The sequence below is a fragment of the Sphingobacterium multivorum genome, from assembly GCF_900457465.1.
Classification (GTDB): domain Bacteria; phylum Bacteroidota; class Bacteroidia; order Sphingobacteriales; family Sphingobacteriaceae; genus Sphingobacterium; species Sphingobacterium multivorum.
The window spans coordinates 701,220-727,941 of record NZ_UAUU01000002.1 but is presented as its reverse complement, the minus strand read 5'-3'; the positions used below and the strand labels follow the sequence as shown (position 1 = coordinate 727,941).

At 39.4% G+C, this 26,722-nt stretch carries 29 protein-coding genes, 1 other RNA gene and 1 pseudogene; 20 read left to right on the top strand and 11 right to left on the bottom strand.

The window, feature by feature from the left end; genetic code table 11:
* Window positions 1–3 precede the first annotated feature (3 nt).
* From DTA23_RS03295 to DTA23_RS03235, 13 genes are all read left to right on the top strand, one after another.
* Window positions 4–540, top strand: coding sequence for a DUF3341 domain-containing protein (locus DTA23_RS03295; protein ID WP_112373822.1), 537 nt, complete (start codon window positions 4–6; stop codon window positions 538–540).
* The gene (locus tag DTA23_RS03290) at window positions 524–1,162 is read left to right on the top strand and encodes a c-type cytochrome (RefSeq protein ID WP_286833372.1); all 639 of its coding nucleotides are present in this window, start codon (window positions 524–526) and stop codon (window positions 1,160–1,162) included. The genes DTA23_RS03295 and DTA23_RS03290 overlap by 17 nt, the downstream gene beginning before the upstream one ends.
* Window positions 1,163–1,181: 19 nt before the next feature.
* Window positions 1,182–2,417, top strand: a complete 1,236-nt coding sequence (locus DTA23_RS03285; protein WP_112373821.1) for a quinol:cytochrome C oxidoreductase — start codon at window positions 1,182–1,184, stop codon at window positions 2,415–2,417.
* Window positions 2,418–2,460: 43 nt separating this feature from the next.
* Window positions 2,461–3,798: a cytochrome c oxidase subunit II gene (locus tag DTA23_RS03280; protein ID WP_075991042.1), complete on the top strand. Its 1,338-nt coding sequence runs from the start codon at window positions 2,461–2,463 to the stop codon at window positions 3,796–3,798.
* Window positions 3,799–3,826: 28 nt separating this feature from the next.
* A complete protein-coding gene (locus tag DTA23_RS03275) occupies window positions 3,827–5,698 on the top strand; it encodes a cytochrome c oxidase subunit I (protein ID WP_172462307.1) in 1,872 nt (623 codons plus the stop codon).
* 77 nt (window positions 5,699–5,775) lie between these two features.
* Window positions 5,776–6,819 (top strand): COX15/CtaA family protein, encoded by a 1,044-nt coding sequence (locus DTA23_RS03270; protein ID WP_112373820.1) that lies wholly within the window; start codon window positions 5,776–5,778, stop codon window positions 6,817–6,819.
* A 73-nt stretch (window positions 6,820–6,892) separates the two neighbouring features.
* Window positions 6,893–7,798 carry a heme o synthase gene (gene cyoE / locus DTA23_RS03265; RefSeq protein WP_112373819.1) on the top strand — a complete coding sequence of 302 codons (906 nt, stop codon included), beginning with the start codon at window positions 6,893–6,895 and terminating at the stop codon, window positions 7,796–7,798.
* Entirely contained in the window at window positions 7,798–8,379 is a 582-nt protein-coding gene (locus DTA23_RS03260; protein WP_112373818.1) for a cytochrome c oxidase subunit 3, read from the top strand. Before cyoE ends, DTA23_RS03260 begins: the two co-directional genes overlap by 1 nt.
* Before the next feature lie 9 nt (window positions 8,380–8,388).
* Window positions 8,389–9,123 carry a cytochrome c oxidase subunit 3 gene (locus DTA23_RS03255; protein WP_112373817.1) on the top strand — a complete coding sequence of 245 codons (735 nt, stop codon included), beginning with the start codon at window positions 8,389–8,391 and terminating at the stop codon, window positions 9,121–9,123.
* Between the two features lie 27 nt (window positions 9,124–9,150).
* Complete coding sequence (locus DTA23_RS03250) at window positions 9,151–9,528, top strand: cytochrome C oxidase subunit IV family protein (protein WP_112373816.1); 378 nt, start codon at window positions 9,151–9,153, stop codon at window positions 9,526–9,528.
* 12 nt (window positions 9,529–9,540) lie between these two features.
* Complete coding sequence (locus tag DTA23_RS03245; protein ID WP_256602703.1) at window positions 9,541–10,176, top strand: SCO family protein; 636 nt, start codon at window positions 9,541–9,543, stop codon at window positions 10,174–10,176.
* 99 nt (window positions 10,177–10,275) lie between these two features.
* Complete coding sequence (locus DTA23_RS03240) at window positions 10,276–10,821, top strand: DUF420 domain-containing protein (protein ID WP_112373815.1); 546 nt, start codon at window positions 10,276–10,278, stop codon at window positions 10,819–10,821.
* A gap of 168 nt (window positions 10,822–10,989) precedes the next feature.
* Window positions 10,990–11,445 carry an ABC transporter ATPase gene (locus DTA23_RS03235; protein ID WP_112373814.1) on the top strand — a complete coding sequence of 152 codons (456 nt, stop codon included), beginning with the start codon at window positions 10,990–10,992 and terminating at the stop codon, window positions 11,443–11,445.
* Window positions 11,446–11,557: 112 nt separating this feature from the next.
* Here the strand turns inward: DTA23_RS03235 and mtgA are convergent, their stop codons facing one another.
* The 3 genes from mtgA to DTA23_RS03220 all read right to left on the bottom strand — a co-directional run bounded on the left by mtgA (window position 11,558) and on the right by DTA23_RS03220 (window position 13,899).
* Window positions 11,558–12,322, bottom strand: coding sequence for a monofunctional biosynthetic peptidoglycan transglycosylase (gene mtgA / locus DTA23_RS03230; protein WP_112373813.1), 765 nt, complete (start codon window positions 12,320–12,322; stop codon window positions 11,558–11,560).
* 53 nt (window positions 12,323–12,375) lie between these two features.
* Entirely contained in the window at window positions 12,376–13,548 is a 1,173-nt protein-coding gene (locus tag DTA23_RS03225; protein WP_112373812.1) for a TlpA family protein disulfide reductase, read from the bottom strand.
* Window positions 13,549–13,686: 138 nt separating this feature from the next.
* Window positions 13,687–13,899: a hypothetical protein gene (locus DTA23_RS03220; RefSeq protein ID WP_112373811.1), complete on the bottom strand. Its 213-nt coding sequence runs from the start codon at window positions 13,897–13,899 to the stop codon at window positions 13,687–13,689.
* A 143-nt stretch (window positions 13,900–14,042) separates the two neighbouring features.
* Between DTA23_RS03220 and mutS the strand changes: the two genes are divergently transcribed.
* Entirely contained in the window at window positions 14,043–16,649 is a 2,607-nt protein-coding gene (gene mutS, locus DTA23_RS03215; RefSeq protein ID WP_112374051.1) for a DNA mismatch repair protein MutS, read from the top strand.
* A 205-nt stretch (window positions 16,650–16,854) separates the two neighbouring features.
* Here mutS and DTA23_RS03210 read toward each other — a convergent pair whose 3' ends face one another.
* Entirely contained in the window at window positions 16,855–18,012 is a 1,158-nt protein-coding gene (locus DTA23_RS03210) for a hypothetical protein (RefSeq protein ID WP_112373810.1), read from the bottom strand.
* A gap of 97 nt (window positions 18,013–18,109) precedes the next feature.
* Between DTA23_RS03210 and DTA23_RS03205 the strand changes: the two genes are divergently transcribed.
* Complete coding sequence (locus tag DTA23_RS03205) at window positions 18,110–18,817, top strand: tRNA1(Val) (adenine(37)-N6)-methyltransferase (protein WP_112373809.1); 708 nt, start codon at window positions 18,110–18,112, stop codon at window positions 18,815–18,817.
* Window positions 18,818–18,820: 3 nt separating this feature from the next.
* Window positions 18,821–19,315, top strand: coding sequence for a metallophosphoesterase family protein (locus DTA23_RS03200; RefSeq protein ID WP_112374050.1), 495 nt, complete (start codon window positions 18,821–18,823; stop codon window positions 19,313–19,315).
* A 220-nt stretch (window positions 19,316–19,535) separates the two neighbouring features.
* On the opposite strand, the gene DTA23_RS03195 is transcribed toward DTA23_RS03200, so the two are convergent.
* A complete protein-coding gene (locus DTA23_RS03195) occupies window positions 19,536–19,871 on the bottom strand; it encodes a MerR family transcriptional regulator (RefSeq protein WP_046674120.1) in 336 nt (111 codons plus the stop codon).
* A 155-nt stretch (window positions 19,872–20,026) separates the two neighbouring features.
* Here DTA23_RS03195 and DTA23_RS03190 point away from each other — a divergent pair, with 155 nt between their 5' ends.
* Window positions 20,027–20,395 (top strand): hypothetical protein, encoded by a 369-nt coding sequence (locus tag DTA23_RS03190; protein ID WP_239468800.1) that lies wholly within the window; start codon window positions 20,027–20,029, stop codon window positions 20,393–20,395.
* A gap of 127 nt (window positions 20,396–20,522) precedes the next feature.
* Here DTA23_RS03190 and accD read toward each other — a convergent pair whose 3' ends face one another.
* The 5 genes and pseudogenes from accD to dprA form a co-directional block, all read right to left on the bottom strand.
* On the bottom strand, window positions 20,523–21,365 hold the full coding sequence (accD, locus tag DTA23_RS03185) for an acetyl-CoA carboxylase, carboxyltransferase subunit beta (protein ID WP_070560696.1): 843 nt from the start codon (window positions 21,363–21,365) through the stop codon (window positions 20,523–20,525).
* 222 nt (window positions 21,366–21,587) lie between these two features.
* An RNA gene (gene ffs, locus DTA23_RS03180) (signal recognition particle sRNA small type) lies at window positions 21,588–21,685 on the bottom strand.
* 305 nt (window positions 21,686–21,990) lie between these two features.
* A complete protein-coding gene (locus tag DTA23_RS03175) occupies window positions 21,991–22,218 on the bottom strand; it encodes a DUF6814 family protein (protein ID WP_112373807.1) in 228 nt (75 codons plus the stop codon).
* Window positions 22,211–23,715, bottom strand: a pseudogene (locus tag DTA23_RS03170) (MFS transporter). Before DTA23_RS03170 ends, DTA23_RS03175 begins: the two are co-directional and overlap by 8 nt.
* An 86-nt stretch (window positions 23,716–23,801) precedes the next feature.
* Window positions 23,802–24,920 carry a DNA-processing protein DprA gene (dprA, locus tag DTA23_RS03165; protein ID WP_112373806.1) on the bottom strand — a complete coding sequence of 373 codons (1,119 nt, stop codon included), beginning with the start codon at window positions 24,918–24,920 and terminating at the stop codon, window positions 23,802–23,804.
* Between the two features lie 87 nt (window positions 24,921–25,007).
* Here dprA and DTA23_RS27025 point away from each other — a divergent pair, with 87 nt between their 5' ends.
* The 3 genes from DTA23_RS27025 to DTA23_RS03155 all read left to right on the top strand — a co-directional run bounded on the left by DTA23_RS27025 (window position 25,008) and on the right by DTA23_RS03155 (window position 26,081).
* The gene (locus tag DTA23_RS27025; RefSeq protein WP_172462306.1) at window positions 25,008–25,154 is read left to right on the top strand and encodes a hypothetical protein; all 147 of its coding nucleotides are present in this window, start codon (window positions 25,008–25,010) and stop codon (window positions 25,152–25,154) included.
* A gap of 27 nt (window positions 25,155–25,181) precedes the next feature.
* Complete coding sequence (locus tag DTA23_RS03160; RefSeq protein ID WP_112373805.1) at window positions 25,182–25,415, top strand: hypothetical protein; 234 nt, start codon at window positions 25,182–25,184, stop codon at window positions 25,413–25,415.
* 75 nt (window positions 25,416–25,490) lie between these two features.
* Window positions 25,491–26,081, top strand: coding sequence for a hypothetical protein (locus DTA23_RS03155; RefSeq protein WP_112373804.1), 591 nt, complete (start codon window positions 25,491–25,493; stop codon window positions 26,079–26,081).
* Here the strand turns inward: DTA23_RS03155 and rsmG are convergent, their stop codons facing one another.
* Window positions 26,082–26,717 carry a 16S rRNA (guanine(527)-N(7))-methyltransferase RsmG gene (rsmG, locus tag DTA23_RS03150; RefSeq protein WP_112373803.1) on the bottom strand — a complete coding sequence of 212 codons (636 nt, stop codon included), beginning with the start codon at window positions 26,715–26,717 and terminating at the stop codon, window positions 26,082–26,084.
* Between the last annotated feature and the right edge of the window lie 5 nt (window positions 26,718–26,722).

Genomic DNA, 26,722 nt, shown 5'->3' with positions numbered 1-26,722 from the left:
GCAATGAGCAATACAAAATATATATTAGGTAGTTTTGCGGATCCCGATGAAATGATGCATGGGATCGACAAATTGCAAGCAAACAATATAAGTATTTACGACTGCTTTACTCCGATGCCTATTCACGGCATCGAAGCAAAGCTGGGTGTGAAACCTTCTCGCTTGCCTATCGCAGCATTTTGCTTTGGAGCATTAGGAACGACATTGGGTTTTAGTTTGTTGTATTATACAATGGCCTATGATTGGCCGATGAATATCGGTGGTAAACCATCTTTTGGTATGCCAAACTTTGTTCCAGTTACATTTGAGGTTACGATCTTATTGTGTGCCTTGGGTATGGTTGCCACGTTTTTCTTCCGTAACCACTTATTTCCGGGACGTACACCTCGTGTAATGGACTTGAGAGCAACAGATGATCGTTTCATCCTTGCAGTAGATGCCAATGAAAATACAGATCACGCTTTGATCGATAGCTTATTGAAAGAAGCTGGTGCTGTTGAAGTTAAGTACAATGATAGAAAATATGTTAGCTATGAATAAGAAGAATTTACTTGGAACGCTATGCGCAGCTGTGGCATTGACAGCACTTGTTTCTTCTTGTGGTGACAAAACAACTCGTAGTACAGGTTTAGAGTTTTCTCGTAACATGTACGATCCGCTTGCTTTCAATCCGGATCAACCTAATGCGAATTTTGCTGATGGAAAAACAGCACAAACACCTCCTAAAGGTACAGATCCAATTGGTTTCACTCGTTTTGAATACGCCAATACATTAGAGGATTATGAACGTGCAGGAAGAGAAGTAAAAAGTCCTTTGGTCGTAAATGCCGAAAATCTTGAAAAAGGTAAAGCTTTGTTCACAACTTATTGCTCTATATGTCATGGAGTAGAAGGTAAAGGTGATGGTCCTATCACAAAAGATCGTAGCGTGACTGATTCAAGAGGTACTCGTCAATTAGAGAACTTTCCTCCGCCACCATCTTATCATAGAACAGATGCGGCGAGCTCTTCACGGGGTGGTTTGATGGCTGACTTGACTGATGGTAAAATTTACCATACAATTTATTACGGACACAACTCGATGGGATCACATGCATCTCAATTGTCTCCAGAGGAGAGATGGAAAGTTGTTATGTATGTTCACGAATTACAAAAGAAATAATCTAACATCAGATATATAAATGGGAACTCACAGTCATCATCACGATTATAATTTCAACGAGCGATACGAGTTTGCTGGCAAAGCTAAAATGTTCAGTATTGTCGCTGTTGTACTAGGCGTAGCTGCTGTAGCTTTCGGGTTGCTTTCGGGCGATCACGTTACTGTAGAGCGTACTTATGCCAACTTGTTATTGATGGGTTATTACTTTACATGTGTATGCGCAGCTGGAACATTCTTTGTTGCCTTGCAATATGTAACACAATCTGCATGGTCTGCAGGTTTGGTACGTATACCTCAAGCTATGGCGAGTGTTTTACCAATTGCATCATTAGTCTTATTAGTTATCGTAGGTTTAGGTTTAACCACACATAACTTATATCACCATTGGAATGCAGATGGTATTACTGATCCGCATAGTACAAATTTTGACCCTATTATCGCAGGTAAATCTGCTTATTTAAATGTTCCATTCTTCTTGATCCGTCAGGTGGTATTTTTGGGTACATATAGCATTTTTGCTGTTATTTTTGCGAAACTTTCTTATAAAGAGGATTTGGAAGGCGGATTGACTTCTTATAAAAAGTCATTCAAATTGTCAGCAATCTTCTTGGTTATCTTTGGTTTTACTACACCAATCTGGTCTTTCGATACAGTAATGTCTTTAGAGGCACACTGGTTTTCTACGATGTTCGGTTGGTATAACTTTGCAGCAATGTGGGTAAGTGGTATTTCATGTATCACGATCATTGTTGTTGTATTGAAGAAAGCTGGTTATATGAACTGGGTAAACGAAAATCATTTACACGATTTGGGTAAATTGATGTTCGGTTTCTCTATCTTCTGGACTTACGTTTGGTTTGCACAATTCATGTTGATTTGGTATTCAAACATTCCAGAGGAAACAGTTTATTTCTACAAACGTTGGGAACCTGAATACAAACCTTGGTTTTGGTTGAGTATTATCATTAACTTTGTGGCACCATTGTTACTATTAGTGGATCGCGATGCTAAACGTAAACAAAACGTGATGTTATTCGTAGCGATTCTATTATTGGCTGGTCACTGGCTAGATTATTATATCATGATCATGCCTGGTACTGTTGCTGAACATAGAGGATTTGGTATCATTGAAATCGGAACTGCACTTGGTTTCTTAGGTTTGTTCATCTTCTTAGTGATGAGTAAATTGAGTAAACAAGCATTGGTGCCTAAAAATCATCCTTTCTTGGATGAGAGTTTGCATCACCAGATATAGTTTCACTTTTAAAGGAAGGTTACGTAAAAACGTTATAAAAGAAATGAGCTTTAAATTAAATAATAGATTCAAATCCATCTCGGGTTTTGTGCTTGCACTAGGATTGCTTTTTGCGACTCCTATCCTAGCAAGTCAACAAGATACAGTAGCATCTGATTCTGCTAAAGCGGCGACTACAGCAGTAGCTGCCCCTGCAGCAACGGATTCGGTTGCAAAAGATACAACAGCGGCAGCAGGTACTGCTGCTGTTGCATCTGCTAGTTCTTCTACAGAAGCTAGCGCTGCTGCTCCTGCTGTTGAAGAAGTGAAGCAAATAGACCCTCAGGTTTATAAAAACTTCACATATTATGTCTTGTTATTCTTGGTTATATGTACAGTTGTTGCCGTTATCGGTAAAGTACTTTCGATCTATGAATTGACAAGAAAGATGAACGGTAAATACAATCCGTTTGCGAATAACACATTTCAATCGGCATTGTTATTCATTTTCTTGGTTGTATTCCTTTACGGTGTATATTGGTCGTATGTACACTGGGGAGCCGCTTATTGGAGATCGGCAGTAACTGAGCACGGTGAGCGTATTGATACGATGTTTATCATTACGACAGCAATTACAACGTTTGTATTGGTTATCACACACATCTTGTTGATGACATTTACATTCTTGTACCGCATGCGTGCAAAACGTCAGGCTTATTATTATCCTCATAATAATGCAATCGAGAAGTTGTGGACAATCGTTCCTGCTGTTGTTTTGACAGTATTGGTATTGTTCGGTTTCTTTACATGGAGATCAATCACAAATATTCCTGAGGATCTTCAAAAATCAGCTTTACAGGTTGAAGTACTTGGAGAGCAATTCCAATGGAATGTTCGTTATGCTGGCTCGGACGGGATTATTGGTAAACGTAATTATAAAATGACTACGCCAACGAACCCGTACGGTATTGACTTTAATGATAAAAATTCTTGGGATGATATTCAAGGATCTGAGATCTGGTTGCCTGTAAACAAACCTGTACGTTTCCATATCGTTTCAAAAGATATTATTCACTCTTTCTACATTCCTGATTTCCGTGTTCAGATCAATGCGGTACCGGGAATGACTAACTACTTCCAATTCACACCTACTGTAACCACAGAAGAGATGCGTGATCGTTTGGGAGACTATAACTATGACTTCGTGATGTTGTGTAATAAGATCTGTGGATCTGGTCACTACAACATGCAAAAGAAAGTGGTTGTCGTAACTGAAGAGAAATATAAAGAGTGGTTAGCTAAACAAAATAAGTATTTTACTGAGGATTTGCAAAAAGAGTTCAGCGGTAAAACAGCTAACGTGAAAAAGGATAGCGTACAAGTTACAGCATCTTTGAACTAATTAAGAATTTTTGAATATAAAATCGAATATGTCAAGTACAGTAATATCGCATAGCGCTGAACATCACGATTCGCACGGCCATCATCACGAGGAGTCGTTCATCAGAAAGTATATCTTTTCGGGTGACCACAAGATGATTGCTAAGCAATTCTTGATCACTGGTATCATCATGGCAGTTTTTGCGATGCTTTTATCAGTATTATTCCGTATCCAATTAGCATGGCCGGATAAAGAGTTCCCTATATTAGAAGTATTCTTGGGTAAATGGGCTGAAGGCGGTCGTATAAAACCGGAGTTTTTCCTTTCCTTGGTAACCATTCACGGTACCGTTATGGTATTCTTCGTGTTAACGGCTGGTCTATCAGGTACTTTTAGTAACTTATTGATTCCATATCAAATCGGAGCACGCGATATGGCATCTCCTTTTATGAACATGTTATCTTACTGGTTGTTCTTTGTAGCATCAGTGATTATGGTTGCATCGTTCTTCGTAGAAAGTGGACCTGCTTCTGCTGGTTGGACAATCTACCCGCCACTATCGGCTGTTCCTACTGCAATCGCAGGATCTGCAACTGGTATGACTTTGTGGTTGGTGAGTATGGTTCTATTTGTAGCTTCACAGTTGATCGGTGGTATTAACTATGTAAGTACAATTTTGAACATGCGTACAAAAGGAATGGACTTATGGAAAATGCCTTTGACAATCTGGGCGTTCTTCTTAACTGCTATCGTGGGTATGTTGTCATTCCCAGTATTGGTTTCGGCGGTTGTTCTATTGATTTTTGACCGTGCTGCTGGTACGTCATTCTATTTGTCGGATCTTGTTGTTCAAGGACAAATTTTACCGAACGAAGGTGGTTCACCAATTTTGTTCCAACACTTGTTCTGGTTCTTAGGCCACCCTGAGGTATATATCGTTGTTATGCCGGCTTTAGGTTTAACTTCTGAGGTTATTGCAACCAACTCACGTAAACCAATCTTTGGTTACCATGCGATGGTTTATTCGTTGATCGGTATCACCGTTTTATCGTTTATCGTATGGGGTCACCACATGTTTGTAACAGGTATGAATCCGTTCTTGGGTGGTGTATTTATGATTACAACATTGATTATCGCGGTTCCTTCTGCTGTAAAAGCGTTTAACTATCTTGCAACGTTGTGGAAAGGTAATATCCGTTTCACTCCGGCGATGATGTTTGCTATCGGTTTGGTATCGTTCTTTATCTCTGGTGGTTTGACAGGATTGTTCCTAGGTAATGCAGCGTTAGATATCAACTTACACGATACGTATTTTGTTGTTGCCCACTTCCACTTGGTAATGGGATCGGCGTCAATCTTCGGTATGCTTTGTGGTGTTTACCACTGGTATCCTAAGATGTTCGGTCGTATGATGAACACAAAATTGGGTTATTTACACTTCTGGTTGACTTTCATTGGTGCTTACATGGTATTCTTCCCAATGCACTTTATGGGTATCGATGGTGTGCCTCGCCGTTACTATGCATTTACAGAATTTGCTTTCATGGCGAAATGGGTTTCTGTAAACAAATTGGTGACTTGGGCTGCAATCATCGCTGCTTTAGGTCAGGTAGCTTTCTTGTGGAACTTCTTTACATCGATTTTCTTCGGTAAAAAAGCACCACAAAACCCTTGGCAGTCAAACACATTGGAATGGACTACTCCGGTAGAGCATATCCATGGTAACTGGCCAGGTGAAATTCCAACTGTACACCGTTGGCCTTACGATTACAGTAAGCCAGGTCACGGTGAGGATTTTATTCCTCAAAGTGTTCCTTTCTCTGAAACAATGAGCTCTAATTTGCCTCATGATTTCGAAGGAGACGAGGAAGCTGAGCGTATCCAGGCAGAATGGAATGCTCAAAATGGTAGAAAAGACTAATAAAATCTTATAAAATAGAGTAGGGATTCCTACTCTATTTTATAGAAGTTTGTATTTTAAGAGGTAGGGGTAGTATTATGTTTCCAGCAACTGAAAAGCGATTTGTAAAGACCAATTTTATAACGATCATCGTATTGTTTTTGGTCATTATTGCTGGAGGGGTTGTTCGGAGTACAGGGTCAGGAATGGGATGCCCAGATTGGCCAAGATGTTTTAACCGTATTATTCCTCCAACAGATATCTCTCAATTACCTCAAGGATATGAACAGCATTATATTGAAGGAAGAGCAAAGAAGAACGAACGTTTCGCGAAAATTGTAGAATTTTTCGGCGATAAGGAAATGGCTTACAAGCTCCGTACCGATAAGAATATTTTGCAGCATGAAGAGTTTAATGTTGCGAAAACTTGGACGGAATATATCAATCGGTTGGTAGGCGTTGTTTCCGGATTCTGTTTGTTATTTACAGCTATTTATTCTTTCACCTATTTAAAATCAAAAAGCTCGATCGTTGTTTGGTCAGTGATTAATCTTTTTGTTGTCGTACTTCAGGCTTGGCTGGGATCGATCGTTGTATCGACAAATCTGATGCCCTGGATTATTACGGTACATATGCTCTTAGCCATTGTAATTGTTTGTATTAGTATTTATACATATTTCAAAGCAGTTACTTTGCGAAACAAGACCTTACTGGTCAATCGTTCTTTGGGTATATTAAAAGGACTTGCTATTGCTTCAATTTTATTGATGCTAACACAGGTAATTGTCGGAACGGGAGTTCGTGAGGAGGTTGATTTATTAACCGGTTCATCGGTAGCCCGGACTGATTTTATAACAACTATTGGCCAACAGTTTGAGTTACATCGCTGGTTGGCATATTGTTCTTTGATTTTAGTTATTGTATTATTCTTTTTGGTCCGCACGAGTTTTAATACGAGTTCTAAGCAATATAAATTTGCTTTAATCGCATTGATTCTAGTGGGTATCCAAATGCTATCAGGAATTATCTTAGCTCGATTTGCAATACCTGCATTTGCACAGACAACGCATTTGGTGGTAGCGACGCTTCTATTTGGGGCACAGTTCTACCTGTTGTTATTGTTAAACAAGCAAAGGCACTAATCTTGGAATTCGGGATGTTTATGTTTAAAAGTACGTGTATAATTACACTGATAGTAGGAGGTCTCTTTTAGTTATGAAAGAATTTATTTCAGATTTCAAAAAGCTTGTTAAGTTGAGACTTACATTGACGGTCGTATTTTCGGCGTCAATTGCTTTTCTGATAGGATCAAAACAACAGGGTGATATATTCTGGTTTAACTGGTTATTGTTGACTGTCGGTGGGTTTCTGGTTACAGGCTCCGCAAACGGATTCAATGAGATCATTGAAAAGGATTTGGATAAACTGATGAAACGTACGGAAGACAGACCGTTGCCATCAGGCCGGATGACGACAGGACAAGCTTTGGTATTGAGTGTCTTTATGGGCATCTTAGGAACCTTGGTGCTTGTTCGACTGAATTTTGTCGCTGGTCTGCTGTCGGTTTTTTGTATTCTTCTTTATGCATTTATCTATACACCATTAAAAAGAAAATCACCAATAGCAGTGTTTGTCGGAGCGTTTCCGGGTGCATTTCCGCCATTAATTGGTTATTATGCAGCTTTTTCGCAAGATGATCTAGCCTACTATAGTGGACATAACGAAGCGGCAATTATTATTATTCCCTTTGTGTTGTTTGCTATTCAGTTTTTATGGCAGTTTCCGCATTTCTGGGCAATTGCCTGGGTTGTGGACGACGACTATAAATTAGCGGGTTTTCGCTTATTGCCGACGACAAAACGTGATAAGATATCGGCTTTTATGGTATTCATTTCAGGTTTGTTTATGATACCAGCAGGTTTTATACCGTATCATTTTGGCTTTGGTGGAATTTGGTTTACGATTGTATCCGTGGTCGGCGGAATAATGTTTGGTTATTACGGTTATTTGTTGTTTAAGAATTGTGATATTCCTTCAGCGAAGAAAGTAATGTTTACCTCATTTATCTATTTGCCTGTGACACAACTCGTATTATTGCTTAACTTTATTCCGTTGAAATAATGTTAGATATACAAGCACAAACTGACGAGAAGTTAGTACAGAGAAAAGCCCAAAAGTTCAACCTGTGGTTGGGTATGTTGGGTATGTTCATGATGTTTGCAGCGTTATCCAGTGGTTTCATTGTATATACAGCGAGCGGCGTGGACAAAGGGATTAAGACCCTTTTGCCAAATGCACTTTTATATAGTACCTTGGTGATTGTGGTGAGTAGTCTGACGATGTTTTTAGCACATAGAGCGGCTAAAAATGGGGAGTCTTCCAAACAGCGGTTGTTTTTGATAGCAACTTTTATTTTGGGAGTTGTATTTTTTGCCTTGCAAGTTCATGCTTGGAATGTATTGATCGATAGGGGTGTTTATTTTGTGAATAACAATGCATCACAATCCTTTATTTACGTTTTTATCTGGATGCACTTGGCGCATATTATTGCGGGGTTGATCGTTTTGATTGGCGCTATTATAGGAAGTAACAAACTTCCTAAGGACGGCAATCTTTTCCGCATGGATCTTGCCAGTATTTTTTGGCATTTTCTCGATCTTTTATGGATTTATATATATGTTTTCTTACTTTTGAATCAATAATAGTAAACAATGAGTACAACAGTATCGCAATTGGATAAGGTAAAAACTGGTCCATGGAATGGTGGAAAATCACCTTGGAACTTAGAGTATGGAAAAATCATGATGTGGTTTTTCTTGGTAGGGGATGCCTTCACATTTTCGGCATTTTTGGTTTATTATGGCGCACAACGCTTTTCTCATCCAACTTGGCCTGACCCAGATAAGATCTTCCAATCTATCCCTGGAATTGCAGAGCATGGTCAACCGTTGGTATTTGTCGGTTTAATGACCTTTATTTTGATTATGTCTTCGGTAACTATGGTTTTAGCCGTGGAAGCTGGTCACCGCAATCAAAAGAATGAAGTTGTTAAATGGATGCTTTGGACTATTTTGGGCGGTATCTGTTTCGTTGGTTGTCAGGCTATCGAGTGGACTCACTTACACCACAAGGGTTTCTGGTTTGGTAAAAACCCTGCAACAGGTTTGGAAGGTGATGCCATTAAAACAGCATTGATGCCATATTTTACGCATGATATTTCTTATACTTCAGCGTTGCAATTTGCTAACCTGTTCTTTACAATTACTGGTTTTCACGGATTCCACGTTACTGTGGGTATTATTTTAAATATCATCATCCTATGCATGACTTTAAATAATACATTTGAAAACCGTGGTTCTTACTTAATGATCGAAAAAGTAGGTTTATATTGGCACTTTGTGGATTTAGTATGGGTATTTGTATTTACATTCTTCTACTTAATCTAATTACGCAATAAATAATTTTAGATAGCTATGTCACAATATCAAGATAATATCGCTCATGGAGAGCATGCTCACGAAGGTGGGATGGATAAAAAAGCCATCTGGAGAGTATTTGGAGTGCTTTTAGCGCTTACTTGTCTGGAGTTCTTAATTGCATTGGGCTTTGTGCACCATTGGCAAATTCTAACTAAAGGGGCGTTAGTAAATACTATTTATATCGTGCTTACTTTAGTTAAAGCTTATTATATCGTTGCATTCTTTATGCACTTGAAATTCGAGAAGTCGAGCTTCATTGTTACCGTTGCAATTGTCTTTATTTTTATTATTTATTTTATTGTCCTGATGTTGGTTGAGGGAGGTTTCTTGGCAGGTGCTTTTCAAGAGCATCAATTGTTTCCAAATAAATAGATAAAGTGGATAATGGATAATAATACTGGACAAAAGAAAGGTATTAAAACTATATTGATCCTGGCAGTAATTCTTTTACTGCCGGGATTTTTATATTTTATACTAAATAAAAGCGGCTCGAATAGCTACGCCTCCTTACCAATTTTTGGGAAAAAGGAAGTGCCTGGAACAACACATCGAAAATGGGGACGTGATATTCCCGATACCATCTACCATACGGTGACGCCTGTTGATTTTGTGAATTACGATGGTAAGAAAGTGCATTTGTTGGACAATGATACAACACTCTCTGTAGTCCACCTGATGTATTCTAGGGACGCTTCCTTATCAAGGACAATGATTAAGCGATTAGATCAAATTGCTAATCGGTTTATTCAGAATCAGAAAGTTAAGTTATATTCTATCACGGTTGATACAGCCTATGATATACCTGATGTATTAGCGAAATACGCGAAAGTTTACAAACCCTGGACCAAATCTTGGTTTTTTGTGACAGATCCTTCTGTTGATATCTTTAAATTTGCTAAAGAAAGTCTATTGCAGGACGCGCTTGTCAACAATGATGGCAATAAACCATTCATTATTGGCTCTAATTATCTTTTACTCGATACAAAAGGACGTATAAGAGGATATATGACATCAACGTAAAGACAGATGTCGACCGCCTGGAAGATGAAATTAAATTATTATTGGTCGAGGAAATCCGAAACCATCCAGCAACAATAGAACAAAAAAGATAGTTATATCATGGAAGAGAGTTTGAATAAAGAAAAAAAGTACAGTAAATGGATTTGGTTGTTATCTATCGTTATACCGATAGTGGTTGCTATCCTCTTTACAGTGAATTTACAAAAGCTGGGTTATGATGTAAAACCGCTAACATTTTTACCCCCTATCTACGCGGCTATCAATGGGATTACTGCTGTATTACTGTTTTTGGCTGTGGCTGCGATAAAAAAGGGTAATAAGCCCTTGCACGAGCGTTTGATCAAATTGTGTATTGCTTGCTCTTTAGCTTTCCTGGCGATGTATGTCGCTTATCACATGACTTCAATCGAAACAAAATATGGTGGCGAGGGAATTTTGAGACCGATCTATTTCTTTATCCTGATTACGCATATCTTGCTTTCTATCATTATCATCCCTTTTGTGCTTTTTACTTTTGTAAGAGGTATATCCGGTTCTTACGAGCGTCATAAAAAGCTTGCCCGCATTACTTATCCAATGTGGCTTTACGTGGCTGTTACCGGTGTGATAGTTTATTTAATGATTTCTCCGTATTATATCGGTTAGTGAGAAAGGGGCGGGGTGCAACGGATTCGATGTGGGGGATCTGGCTTAAAATTGAAATGAAATTGGAAGCGAAGGAGTATATATTCCAGCCATTCAAGAGTATAAACAGCGTAGGATTAATCAGCCGATTTGTATCGGCTAGATGGATCTTTAAAAAATCATTTGCATATGAAGCGTATCTGGATTTATCAGGCAGATCGTCTGCTAACGGCAGCAGAGGGACAGGAGATTGTTACTGACCTAGAAGCTTTTGCTGAACAGTGGAAAGTACATGGAAAACCACTTTCTGCTTCCGCAGAATTGCGGGATAATCTTTTTATTATCCTTAAGGTGGACGAGGAAGTGGCGGCTGCATCAGGTTGTTCTATTGATAGTTCGGTTCGATTTTTAAAAGGAGTTGAATCGAAGTATGGTATTCAACTATTTGATCGCATGCAATTTGCATATAAAGGGGATCAAGGAATAGGCGTGGTTAACCGTGACGGATTTGAGAAGCTACTGGCAGACGGTACCATCAATGATAATACCTTAGTATTTGATAATACTATTACCCATGAACATCAAATGGAGAATGCTTGGGCAGTGCCCTTCCATCAAAGCTGGCATAAGCGACTTTTTAAATAAGTTGTAAACAAGTATAAAAGAAAGGCCATATGTAATTGTGGCCTTTCTTTTTGATCTATAGATCTGTATTGCTTCTCTTTCTGATTGGTCCGCCGAATGGCGATAGCTTCGCTTATTCAGGAATAGTATAATGGTGCATGTATTTTGCAATCGCATTTGCGCGTCTATTGACATAAGCAGAAGGGTTACGGGCATCCCATTCTCTTGGGTTTGGCAGTATGGCTATAATCAATGCGGCTTGTTTTTTTGAAAGATTGCTGCCTGTTTTACTAAAATAATACGACGCTGCCGCATCGGCACCATAAACTCCCTGTCCCATTTCAATCACATTGAGATAAACTTCGAGGATGCGTTTCTTGCTCCAGAATGTTTCTATAAGAATTGTAAAGTAGGTCTCGAAACCTTTTCTTAACCAGGAGCGCCCTGGCCATAGAAAGACATTTTTGGCGACCTGCTGACTGATTGTACTTCCGCCGCGTAATTTCTTTCCCTGTGCATTTTTTTTAATGGCATTCTGAATCCCTTGCATGTCGAATCCCCAGTGTGTCATAAAGTGAGCATCTTCTCCTGCAATGGCCGCTAACTTGAGGTTGTCCGAAAGTTCATCGTAATCCAGCCAGTTTTTTTCCAGTTTAAATCCTTTGCCCTGCTCTTTTAGTTCAAACCCACGTTGAATCATCAACCAGGTGATGGGAGGATTGACGAACCTTAAGCTAATGACCCAAAAGAGTGAAATACCAATAAAATAGAGCACTACCCGTGTCGCAATGCGCAGGATCGGAGATTTTATGGACTTCAATGGGTTGAAGGATTTTTTTTTGAAGGTATTTTGTTGTTTGCTGGACGTATTTTGTTTACCAGATCTTTTGATGGCCATATCATTACAAAATTTGTGCAAACATAAGCATCATAAAGCAAAGATTCCACATACTATTTTGTCATTTCTTCTAATTTTTCTAATGTCACGTCTTTCATCCAGGATATTGCCTTGGTATCAATTTCACCATTGGGTTTAATCACAGCATAAGTTGGAAAACCGGCACCGTTAAATAAAGACAGTAGCTCGCTAATTACATTATTTTCGACAAAAATATGTGTGCCAGGTTGTTCAAGTTCGGCTACCTTATTGATCCATTTCTCTTGATTTAATCCTTGATCAGTACATAGATACACGAATTCTATTGGTGATTTTGCTCCCTTAGCCTCATGATATAGTTTTTTGCTGTAAGGCATCTGACCAATACAAGGCGCACACCAGGTAGCCCATATATCTAATACGATAAGTTTATTATGGTATTTTGCTTTGATGGTTTTAAGAAGTTCGGATCCGTCTTTGCTTTGGTTTGAGAGGAGCTCGGCATCAAATGAAAATTCTTTGATTATTTTTCCTAGTGAGGTCTGTTTTGGTGCTGACTTTGCTGACGCCAGTAGCTTTTCCAATTTTGTTTGTTTAACATTTAGCCCATCTATTTCTATTCTAATATTCTCTTTCGCCCATTTGCTGTTTAATTTGTTCAGTATTGTCTTATAAATCTTATTTTGCGCTGCAATATCGTCGTCTTCAAATCTGAGGTTGATAATATCGGCGTAATTTTTAGGGAAGGTTTGATTGGCATAGTCTGCTACTTTCACGTAGTCTCCACGAGTTTCATTGACCGGGTAAAGGACATATTTCACGTAATAATGCAAAAATCTAAAATAATCGCTGACATGATTAGATATCGAATAAATAGGAACTAGTAAACTATCATTAGCTACTTTAATTTTATTTGTTAGGTAGTAATCCAATTGTCTGTACGTATACTGGGCATCAGTGGCGGCGTCAATCAGCGTTTTACATGTTGTGCCGTATGTATGATAGAAAGCCTGATCTGTATTCCGCTGAATCTTAAATAGGGAATCTAATTTATATTGAAAATTAGGGTCGCTTGGATTGAGCTGGCGGAGTGGCTTGTAAAAATCGGGATTATGCTTCTTGTCAAATAAAATATATTCGTTCATTTGCCGATTTACTTCGGCATCTTTTCCTGCAAACGAAATACCATCACCGATCATATAAATCTCTTTTTTATTGAGCTTGCTTAGATCGAAGGTGATTTCCAATCCATCTTGAAGGTAAAGACAGGTATAAGCATAGTCACCTAAGCTAAACCATATCTGTTGGTAAGGTAGTATATGTATTTGGGTAAATTCAAAGGTACCATCGGCATTTGCCTTTATCTCATTGCTGCTTTGACTAGGTCAGATTAGGTTAACAAAGGTGTATTGAATTTTGAGATTTGAGAGTTCCTCTGGACTTGCGTTTAGCACACGGCCTGTCACTTTAGCAAGCTGTGTTTTGCCAGACTTATAATATGATTCATCGGTTAACGAAATGGGATCTGATTTCATTTGTGCGTAAGCAATGTTGAGGAGCATTAGCGAAAGCAATAATGTGGCGAAAAAGACTTTCATAATAAATAGTTTATATGGAAATCAAATATATTAATTTGACAGATCAAAGATTCTTAATTAGTGTTAAAATTTGTTCGATATTGTAATTTGCCAAAGCGACGATATTATCCTATTTTTACGCTTCATAAAAATTGATTTACAAGTTGGCAAAAGAAAAGAAAGTGACCCCATTGATGCAACAGTATAATGCGATCAAGATTAAATATCCTGGAGCGTTATTGTTGTTCCGTGTTGGCGATTTTTACGAGACATTTGGTGAGGATGCAATCAAAGCTGCCCAGATTTTGGGCATTGTTTTGACGAAGCGTGGTAATGGCTCGGAATCGGAAACCGCGTTGGCTGGTTTTCCTCATCATTCGTTGGAGACCTATCTTCCAAAATTGGTGCGTGCCGGCCAACGGGTGGCGATCTGTGATCAGTTGGAGGATCCTAAGACGACAAAAACAATCGTTAAGCGTGGTGTGACAGAGTTGGTTACCCCTGGCGTTTCCTACAATGACAATATTGTTCAGCAGAAATCGAATAATTATTTAGCGTCAATCTTTATCGAAAAAGAGCGGATCGGTATTTCTTTTCTTGATATTTCAACAGGTGAATTTTTGGTTGCTCAGGGAAGTGTTACGTATATCGATAAATTGCTTCAAGGTTTTAAGCCAACGGAAGTCATTCTTTCCAAAAAACAGAGCAAGGATTTTGTAGAACAGTTTGGATCGCATTATTATACTTATTTTCTTGACGAATGGCCGTATACGGGAGACTATGCTACAGAAACATTATTGAAGCATTTTGAGGTTTCGTCGATGAAAGGATTTGGTGTTGATCGGATGCCTACGGGGATTGTTGCTGCCGGTGTAGCTTTACATTACTTAAACGAGACCGAGCATCGTAACTTACAACACATTTCTACGCTTTCGCGTATCGAAGAAGATCGTTTTATGTGGCTGGATCGCTTTACGATCCGCAATTTGGAATTAATCGGTTCGTTGAATGAAAATGCTGTCACCCTTTCTGATGTATTGGATCATACATCCAGTCCAATGGGAGCGCGCTTGCTCAAGCGCTGGATTGTGATGCCGTTAAAAGACAAGAAAAGTATTCAGGAACGATTAAATGTGGTTGATTTCTTTGTCGCTGATCGCAATTTAAGGGATGAATTGATTGGTCAGATCAAGCAGGTGGGGGATCTTGAACGCCTAATTTCCAAGATAGGACTACAAAAAGCGAATCCGCGGGAAATCGTGCAATTAAAACGGGCTTTATATGCGATAGAAAAGTTGAAGGAACTTACAGATCGTAAAGATGCCACCGCGCTACAGACCATATCGGAGCAATTGGATGCTTGTACAGTTATCCGGGAAAGAATAGAGCTGCAGGTTCAGGCCGAGCCCCCAGTGGCAATCAATAAGGGTAGCGTAATTGCTGATGGCGTTGATCCGGAATTGGATCGATTGCGTAAAATTGCCTTTGGCGGTAAGGATTATTTGCTTGAGATTCAAAAAAGGGAAGCAGAACTCACTGGAATTCCATCCTTGAAAATTGCATTCAATAATGTCTTTGGTTATTACCTGGAGGTTACCAATACCCATAGGGATAAGGTTCCTACGACGTGGATACGTAAACAGACGCTGGTGAATGCTGAACGTTACATTACGGAGGAACTGAAAGAATATGAAGAACAGATTCTAGGTGCTGAGGAGAAGATCCAAGCACTGGAGAATAGATTATATGCAGAGCTATTGCTTTCCATTGCTGAATATATCAAACCTATTCAACTCGATGCACAGCTGATCGCTAAGCTGGATGTGCTGCTTAACTTTGCGGTTGTAGCAGAGAAAAATTATTATGTAAAGCCTGAAATCAGCGAGAGCAAGATCTTGGATATTAAAGGCGGAAGACATCCTGTCATTGAAAGAAACCTGCCAATAGGCGAGGACTATATTACCAATGATACCTTCTTGGATCCAAAGACACAACAGATTATTATTATTACGGGGCCTAATATGGCCGGTAAATCGGCGTTACTCCGTCAGACTGGATTGATCGTGTTGATGGCGCAAATTGGTTGTTTCGTACCGGCAAAAGAAGCAAAGATCGGTCTGGTTGACAAAATTTTCACCCGTGTGGGTGCTTCAGATAATCTTTCTTCTGGAGAATCTACGTTTATGGTAGAGATGAATGAGACGGCGAGCATCATGAATAATTTATCAGACCGTAGTCTCATTCTTTTAGATGAAATCGGTCGTGGTACCAGTACCTATGACGGTATTTCTATTGCTTGGGCTATTGCTGAGTTTTTACACAATCATCCCGCAGCCAAAGCAAAAACATTGTTTGCAACGCATTACCATGAATTAAATGAGCTGACAACTTCATTGGATCGTATTAAAAATTATAATGTGACGGTGAAGGAAGTCAATAACAAAGTTATTTTCTTGCGGAAGCTCGTTCCAGGAGGCTCAGAACATAGTTTTGGTATCCATGTGGCAAAGCTCGCGGGCATGCCACAGAAGTTGCTGAATCGTGCCAACCAGATCTTGAAAAGATTGGAGCAGGAGCGAACTGGTGGGGAGCAGATTAAGGATAGTATGCGTAAGATTCAGAAACAGGCCTACCAATTGCAAATGTTTTCCATTGATGATCCTGTCTTGAATAAGATCAGGGATATGCTGAATAATCTGGATGTTAATTCGCTTACTCCAGTTGAAGCATTAATGAAGCTGGATGAGATACAACGCCTGCTAAAGAATTAAATCTTCTTTTGGACTTGGACACCCGATCTCAAGTGGGACTTGTTTTCTTCGATTTGAACACGCCAGATCATGTTTTTTAAAACAGAACATCATCTGGCGTATTTTTTCTGAAAGTGCCTGATCTTATTGGCCAGAAAGAACCTTCAGTTCGCTTTCATTGTTGTTGATGTCTGCGAAGTCATGAAAGTTTTTGAAGGGCTATTGCTTAAAACCTGAAAAATAGTTCCAAGCTTCCGTAATTCGCCTGTATTGGGATCAATACCTTACTGCTGGCATCATAAGGCGCGTAATGATAGCCGAGTTCGAAACCAATGTACTTTTGGTTTTTCATGCGAAATAGGGATGCGAGACCAAGTCCTAAGTGCACATTATTGATGGTTACCATACGATCGGTGTATCCACCATCATAATAATAACCATCCGGATCATAATAACCAGAGGAATAAGCGCTTTCTGTAATACCGGTATCTGTAATATCTATGCCAAGGATACCTTTTGGAATCAGTATACATTTGTCGTTGTCAAAAACTTTGTAACCTACAGCACCGCCCATAAATGCGGTCGCTGAAGAATTGACCGAAACATTGGAGCCCTCGTAATTGTAATCAATATTGCGGTCGTTTGAGTTGATGCGCACCTTGAAGCCACCTTCAAAAATAAATTTTCTTTCCAGCGAGCTCGTCAGCATAAATCCAAAGCTTATGTTGGTTCCGAAAATTTTGTTGGCTCCACCAAGTGGGGTGACTACGCCGATTGAAGGAACATAGCCAAGTTTGGCTTTTTGTCTATCTCTGTACACTTTGGGTGCTGGAAACCGCTGTTGATTATCTTGTTCATCAGCTTGTCGGTCTTGCTCGGCACTGGAAACGTCAGTATCTGAAAAAAGCAGTAAAATATCTTTTTCCTGATCCGTTAACGTGTAACTGTCAGAAACAAGGAGTGCTTGTGCCCTTACTTTGATGAGGCCATCCAGTGGGTGCCGCAATGGGTAAAAATTGTATTTTTCCTTATGCTGTTCGTATTGCGTTGAGAAATCGTCCTGGTCTGCCGCATCCAGTCTTTGTAGAAAGCTTTTATCAAATTGACTGTTCCAATAGAGGTCAATCGCTGCAGCACTATTTTTCTTTTCAATGATTTGCATAAGGATGCGTAACCTTTGTACAAATTCATTGATACCACAGCTTGCCTCTATGCTATTAAGTAAAGGGTCAATTTTGTCAAAGTCATTGTTGTTTAAGGCTTGTGTCAATAGGGGAAGTGTCTCAACGGTATATCGTTCACAATTTTCCTGTCCATACAATAGTTTTGTGGGAAGGACACAGCTCATAATCAATATCATAAGAGCAAGCTGACGGATATTCATGGCTTATATAGATTTGTTGCTGACTAAATTAGCAAATAAATCGCAGGTTACATGGGTTTGTTTGTGCCAAAGGTCCTAAAAGTTTTATCTTTGGCGTATGGCGTCGATATTTCGGTTTAAACAATTTGAGGTTGATCAGTCTGACTGTGCGATGAAGATCAATACAGATGGTGTTTTGTTGGCTTCATTGTCGGAGATAGAACCTGTAGAACGTGTCTTAGATGTGGGCACAGGCACTGGAGTCATTGCCTTGATGTTGGCTCAGCGTCTTGGGAATAGCCAGATAGAAGCTGTTGAAGTCGACGCTTTGGCTGCGTTGATGGCGGATAAAAATTTTCGCAATTCCATTTTCCGTGAACGCCTAACGCTACATGCTAGTTCCTTTCAGCAACTGGATACAACAGGAAATTATGATTTGATTGTATCAAATCCACCTTTTTATACGGATTCGTTGCATAATCCGGATGAACGGAGGAAACTGGCTAGACATACGGATCTGGATTTTTTCTTTGAACTGTTGGATTTCGCCTCTATACGCTTATCGAATCGGGGGAAATTAATCCTTATCCTTCCAGCGGCATTAGCGGATACCTTAGTCAGTATTTCTACAGAAAGAGGTTTACATTGTTCTACTGAAGTTCGGATAAGTTCCTTTGAAGGAGAATCGGTGCTACGTAAGATCGTAACGTTTGAACGGAGACCTGTTGAGTCGGTTGCAGTACGTGAGTTTGTTATTTATGCTGCTAAAGGTATTTATTCAGAAGCATATCGCACGGCCCTGGCACCTTATTTTTTAGCTTTTTAAATGATGACAAAGATCGGATTACTCTCAGATACACATTCTTTTTTAGATGAAGCGGTATTTACTCATTTTGCAGCCTGCGACGAGATTTGGCATGTAGGCGATTTTGGTGATGTGGATGTTGCAGATCGGTTGGCGGCTTTTAAACCGCTGCGCGGAGTTTTTGGTAATATTGATGGTCAAGAAATTCGTTTACAATTTCCAGAAGATTTGAGGTTTAGGTGTGAGGAAGTGGACGTCTTTATGACACATATTGGTGGTTATCCCGGGAAATATGCTCCACGTATTAAAGGAGAATTGATGAAAAATCCGCCGAAATTATTTATTACTGGACATTCCCATATTCTAAAGGTTATCTTCGATCCTAAGATTCAATGCCTTCACCTCAATCCAGGTGCAGCGGGTAAGCACGGCTGGCATAAAGTGAGGACATTGATGCGGTTTGATATCAATAAAGATAAAATTGAAAATCTTGAGGTTATAGAACTGAACGAGCGTTAGATGGGGTTTTCTTTAATCTTTTTTGAGCTTTGAAAGCTGGATGATATATGGTGTGATGGCAAAGCGATCGTGGATACATTTGGTTCTCATGTAATGGGTCCAGAAATTTGCGCTACTTCTGTATAGTCGAATGGATTTCGTTACTGAAATGGATCCCATGAACACTGCGAATATGATGTAATGGTTACGTTTCGGGAGTTTTATAAGAGTTTTCTCAATGCTATAGTGAATCACGAACTTCAAGAAGAAAGTTCTTCAAACGCTCCAATGAATCTACAACACGTTGATTTTCTTTTGCCTCAGATTTGTTGTCACGCAGGTAATCACGTGCCCCCTGCAGTGTATAACCTTTATCTTTAACCAAATTGAAGATGATCTTTAAATTGGCAATATCTTCTTGCGTAAATAAGCGATTACCCTTTTTATTTTTCTTAGGCTGTAGAATATCAAATTCACGCTCATAAAAACGTATCTGGGATGCATTTACATCAAACATTTCTGTAACTTCTCCCATTGTATAATACAATTTATTTATTTCACGCTCTTTGTACGGCATATCTTCACAATTAATCTATAGCAAACTTAATAAAAATTCCTATTCAAAAAGAAATTTTTGCGATCTCTTATCTGATCAAGGACTGAACGATAGGTATATAGTACAATTCATAAGACGCCAATAATAATTGTGTATAAAGGTAAATTTTTCTAAGTTTGAGTCGTTTGAGAACGGTCTGGACTTCTTATATGATTATAGTTAGCAAATTTTGGACAAATTTCTTCTCTTTTGGAAAAGCTAATGCAATTACTATTTATCCTTTTATCTTTCTGAAAAGTACTTTTTTTAAACAGAAGGACGACTTGATTCGTCATGAGCGTATACATTTGCGACAAGCGCTTGAATTAGGTATTCTCTTTTTCTATGTTTGGTATCTTCTTGAATTTGCCGTTCATTTTATTCAATTTCGGCATTTTGATAAAGCGTACCGGCGTATTTCGTTTGAGCGGGAAGCTTATGAGAAGGAGGGTGAAACGGATTATCTGTCCAAAAGAAAAATATGGGCTTTTTGGCGATATCTTTAAAAAGACGGTTGATTTATCCGTTCTATATATCCGACAAGAGGTCGCAGGCACAACAGTTATGAGGCGAAAAAAGAAAGCGGTACCAAGAATATTCTTGGCACCGCTTTCTTTTATATCCTGACAATGATTATCCCACTAATTTAAGGTAGGTAGCCACTTGGTTTTTTAACTGTCTACGGTCGACAATGAAATCCAAAAATCCATGCTCGAGCACGAATTCCGAAGTCTGGAATCCTTTTGGAAGATCTTTTTTAATTGTTTCTTTAATGACACGGGGTCCGGCAAATCCGATTAACGCACCAGGTTCTGCGATATTTATATCACCCAACATCGCGTAAGATGCTGTAACTCCCCCTGTAGTAGGGTCGGTCAATAAACAAACGTAAGGAAGTTCTGCTTTTGCCAATAACGCTAATTTAGCCGAAGTTTTAGCCATTTGCATCAATGAAAATGCGGCTTCCATCATCCGTGCACCACCTGATTTGGATATTAACATAAATGGAATTTTATGCTCAATACAGTAATCTATCGAACGCGCGATTTTTTCGCCCACGACAGATCCCATTGATCCGCCGATGAAACTAAAGTCCATACAAGCGATCACGATATCTTGACCATTCATCTTTCCATGGCCAGAACGTAAAGCATCTTTAAGACCTGTTTTGGCTTGACTTTCCTTTAAACGTTCAGGGTATGGCTTTGAATCGAAGAATTCTAATGGATCACCAGAATTTAGATTAGGAAATAGTTCTGTGAATTCGTTATTATCAAATAAAATTGAAAAATATTCTTTGGAGCCAATTCTTAAGTGGTGGCCACAATATTGACAAACATAGTCGTTTTCTACTTGTTCAAGATGCAACAATGGTTTTTTACATGTAGGACATTTGTTCCACATACCATCAGGTGCCTCTTTTTTATTAGCGGTAGCTGTGCTAATACCAGCTTTTTCTCTTTTAAACCAACTCATACGATAGTTCTTATTCGATTACAAACTTATATAAATTTGCTTTTATATACAATTATAATTGTGTTGAATGTACATGCCAAGCGATTAAAACGCCTTGTGTAACAGGGCTTCTATAAATAGGGAAATTGGGGGTAACAATTGGGATATATAAGATATTTGGTTGATTTTTAGGTTAGAATTGAATTTCAGACCAGCGGATTAGTCAAAAAAATGGGCATAAAAAAAGGGTAAGCTACTCCTATCGCACCGCTCAACCAAATACCCTTGCTTTGTTCCCAACCTGGGGGAGTCAATGGGAGCTGGTCGTAGAAGACTTACCCGCCACAAAAGTAGAAAAAAAAACAGTTTTAGGAAAGAAAAAACACCTTTTTATCTTATTCGGTTGATTATCATGGCAATAAATTGCATTTGATATCTTTTCATAGCACCAATTTATGGCGGAGTAGATTTGGTATTTGTGTAAAATAGCTAAAAATGGCGTGAAAAAAGCGCTTGACGAAGTCCATTTGCCGAAATGTTCTTTTCAAAATGTCGGAAAGTTGCATAATCTGGCGTATGGAAGATCGACTTTGAATAAGCATAATCGGCTAATTTTGCCTATTCAAAGTCGATCTCATTTTTGGAACTACATTTTCTCTTGGCTGTATTCACCCAATAGGGAATAATAGCCAAATAAGCCAAGTCCAATGGAGATTATGGGGGTCAAGATGCACAGGATAATGATTCCAAATACCAGATCTTCTTGATGTCCCGTTGAAATCTTTGGCAGCGCCAGTTCAAAAATGGAGAAGTAGGCTGTAAATAGAGCTAAAATGATCCATAAGATGCCGAGGAATTTTTTGAGGTTATTCATGGGGTGCTGAAGTTGATTTGTTGTTGATATAAATACTGCCTATGATAAAACATACAATGGCAATGATAATAGGGTACCACAAACCTGCAAGATAGAATTGCGGGGTATTTGATGCTTCGGCATTTGTCGTTAAATATGTCGATACAGCCGGAAGGAGTCCGCCGAATATTCCATTGCCAACATGATAGGGTAAGGACATGGATGTGTAGCGGATTTTTACGGGGAACAGTTCAACAAGGAATGCTGCAATGGGCCCGTACACCATCGTAATATAAATCACTTGTATAAAGATCAGCAGGACGAGCAGCATATAGTTTTTGCCTGCAATATGGACTGTGGTTTTGGTTGTTTGCTGCCCTTTCAGTTTACCGGATTGATGAATCATGCTGGCTCGAGTAACTTCCGTTTGGTCCTCATATTGTGTCTTGATGATGGAAATGGTTTCTGCAGTTTTTAATCCATGAGGGTTCTCCGTTGTTTCGTTCACCTTGACTTTCTGTTCGGTATTGGAAAGTTGGTACATGGATTCGTAAATCGGACGATAAGTCAATACGGCAAGTAACATCCCACCGAGCATGATCCATTTTCGCCCAATTTTGTCACTAAGCCACCCAAATACGACAAAAAATGGCGTTCCCAAGAGTAAGGCGATACCGAGGATGGTATCGGCCTGGTCAGATTGTAGGTGCATGACTGTTTTCATGAAACTCATCGAGTAAAACTGTCCGGTGTACCAAACAACGCCCTGTCCCATGGCTGCACCAAAGAGCGCGAGCAGCACAAATTTGAGGTTGTAGCGGTTGCCAAAACTTTCTTTTAGCGGATTTGTACTTGTTTTCCCTTCCGCTTTGGCCTTGCTAAATTCGGGTGACTCCTTCATCTTCTTACGGATGAGATAGGAAACATATACCATCACCAAAGAGAGGAGGAAGGGAAGCCGCCATCCCCAGGAATCAAATTGCGATTCGCTGAGAAAGCCTTTGGTAAGGAGGATGACGACCAGAGATATGAAAAGGCCAAAAGTAGCTGTTGTTTGTATCCAGGATGTCCAATAGCCCCGCTGGCCCAATGGAGCATGTTCGGCGACGTAAGTTGCCGCACCGCCATATTCTCCGCCTAGGGCAAGACCTTGCAAGAGACGAAGGATCAACACGAGCAGCGGTGCCCAAAAACCGATACTTTCATAACTGGGGATGCAACCGATGAGAAATGTTGCGCCGCCCATGAGCATTAAAGTTACCATAAACGTATATTTTCGACCGATAATATCGCCTAGTCGACCAAAAAATAGAGCGCCAAATGGCCGGACGACAAATCCTGCAGCAAATGTGGCTAGGGTGGAAAGAAAAGCAGCAGTTGGATTTTCTGCCGGAAAGAATTTGGTGGAAATTACAATGGATAGGCTGCCAAAAATGAAAAATCATACCATTCAATAAGCGTTCCCATGGAGGAGGCTCCGATGACTTTCCAGATGCTTTTTGTATTGTTTTCGTTCATTAATTTTTGGTTTTGGTTGGATATAAATGTACATTTTAATTGCGCTCCAAACGGCATTTCGGCGCTGTTGCATGATCGGAAAAGAGCTAATTCTTTTGAATTTCGGTCTGTCCGACTATTTTATAGCGTTTTCCGGGTAGGCTGTGAATGAGTGACTGCATTTCAAGTTCCAATAGGATTAAGGCCAATTTACTTTGGGGCCATTTTGTGAGGTCAATCATATGGTCTATTTCTAATTGTCCCTTTTGCTGAATGAGCGTAAAAAGGAGTTGTTGATCTTTTGTCAATGTCAAAGGAAGGCTAAGCTGTTGACCAACAGCTTTTGTACTGATTTCCCAATTCATGAGGTATTCCAGATCCTGAAGACCTCTAATCATATGCGCACGGTTGGTTTTGATGAGGTAATTGGTGCCTTCAGAACTTTTTTCGTAAACGGCTCCTGGAAAGGCACATACATCGCGATTGTAGCTGTTGGCTATTTCGGCGGTAATCAAAGCACCTCCTTTAATTGCAGCTTCTACAACAATGGTGACATCCGCCATACCGGCTATGATGCGATTGCGCATAGGGAAGTTACTGCGTTCAGGTAATGTGTTGGATGTAAATTCTGTCAATAAACCTCCTTGATCTAGCATTTTTGTGGCAAGTTCACGATGGGATGCCGGGTAAATGCGATCGAGACCATGCCCTAATACAGCAACGGTGGGAATATTATTTTTTAGTGCGTTGCGATGTGCTAAAGCATCAATACCATAAGCAAGACCGCTTACGATTAAGGTGTCTTTGGAACCATTCATAGCCTCTAGCAGATCTTCGCATATTTTCTGGCCATAATAGGTTGCATGTCTAGTACCGACGATACTGATAACTTTGGTGTTGTTAAGTGGTTTATTTCCTTTATAATAGACGACAAGCGGAGCGTCTTCACATTGTCGTAGCCTATTTGGATAATTTTGGTCTTCCAGCCATAACGCTTGTATCTGATATTTTTCGATAAAAGCAAGTTCTTTTTCACAGGCAGACATATAGCTTTTATTGTGTATGGCTTCTGCGATCGATTCCCGTATCCCAAGAATTTGCATCAAATCTTTTTTTGAGTAAGCAAATAAGTCTGCCAACTCGTGACCTTGGTCAATGATGTTACGCGCTGTCCTAGGGCCAATGCCCTTGATTTTCGTCAAAGCTATGGGATAAATTAGTTTCATAATCGGGTTTATTTAAATATAGGAAAAATATAAGTAGCTGTCATACTTTTTGTTAGAATTGCTTAGGCATATTATGTTTTTAAAGCAATGACAAAGTTCTTAGTCGAAGGCGATCGCGTGCCTGCTCGAAAATCCGCGGATCGCCATGGCATGAATGCGCTTTTCCTAAGCTTATTTGAGATATCAAGGAATGAAATATTGGTCGATTATGGAAAGAAGAAGAGGAATTGGTAACTTTGAGCGATTAATGATAATTTAACTATGGAAATAAAAGAACCTTTTGATATCGAATTGGGGGATGTAGTTTATTCTGTTTTCCCTGAGGAAGAAGATACGTATGTTATTTTTAAGGATGGTGTGGAATACGTAAAGATTATTAAAGACAATGATACAAACTGGCTGAAACTGAACCCAGAAACGGAGCTTCCTATGTTCGGTATGGATGAAGAAATCAATTTAATTGGCCTAGAAATTAAAAAAGAATTGGGTCTTTAGTCTCTTAAGTTAAAGATAGTTAAATGCTTTTTAATTTTATTTATAGTTGGTTATTTTAGTTTGTCAATTATAAATATGGTACGTATCGGATTTCTATCTTTATTGTTTTTCTGTGTCTACTTTTCATTTTATCGGCCGGGAGTTTTTGCCCATCCAGCGGAATTTTATTATCAAGATACCATTGGAAAAAAAGGCAGTCAAAAAGATACTTTACGTTTGGATACTGTTTCGATCAAGCGTAAATCAGCAGCGGATAAATGGGAAGAAAAAAAGGAGGAGTATAAGTCGATCTTTTTCTGGGGTGATACGAAAAATATGGTGACCTTGCCTCACCAGGGAGGAATTGCGGTCAATCTGAACAAGCTTTACAATAAATTCAGTCGAAAGGGACGAAATTCGCGGAAGCTTCAACGTCAGTTTGAAAAAGAATACCAACAGGATCTGATTCGCGAGGAATGGTATCCGCTGACTCAGGAATACAGTAAGTTGTCGGGAGATTCTCTGCGCAAATTTAGAATATACTATGAGCCTTCCTTAAAGTGGCTTCGTGAGAATGATCGGTATGAGAAGATTTCTTATATCCATCTGTGTTTAACGAACTACCTGGATTCTGTAGACATTATCCATAGGCGACTTCAATTTCCTATGGGTAATGCCAAACTTTAACTACATAGGTACGTATACCAGGTATTTTGTATCAAAGAAGTCTTCTTTAAAGTAACTGGAAAGCGGGTGTAATTCTGCTTTGAGCTTAGATTCTTTGATCTCTTCGGTGAGATCTCCGCCTTTCAAGTAAAGAATTCCATTAGGAATACCGTTTTTATCTTTTTTTGCGAATTTATTCTGTATCCAAGGCGTAAATTCTCCAAGTCTTGTCACAGCTCGTGATATCACAAAATCGTACTTGTCGTCGAGTTGTTCTGCGCGGATATGATCTGCTTCAACATTTTGGAGACCCAGTCCTGCAGCAACTTCGCGTACGACTTTTATTTTTTTGCCGATAGAATCGACCAAATGGAATTTGACTTCAGGAAACATAATGGCCATTGGGATACCTGGAAAGCCCCCGCCGGTTCCCACGTCCAAAATTTGTGTTCCTGGCGTGAGCTCTTGAACAAATTTAGCGATACCTAGCGAGTGTAACACATGGTGCAGGTAGAGGCTATCTATGTCCTTACGTGAAATGACATTGATTTGGCTATTCCAAAATGTATAGAGGTCGGCAAGTTTTGCAAACTGTTCTTTTTGAATATCCGTTAATTTTGGAAAATACTTATAGATGATATCAACTGTTGGATTCAAAGCTT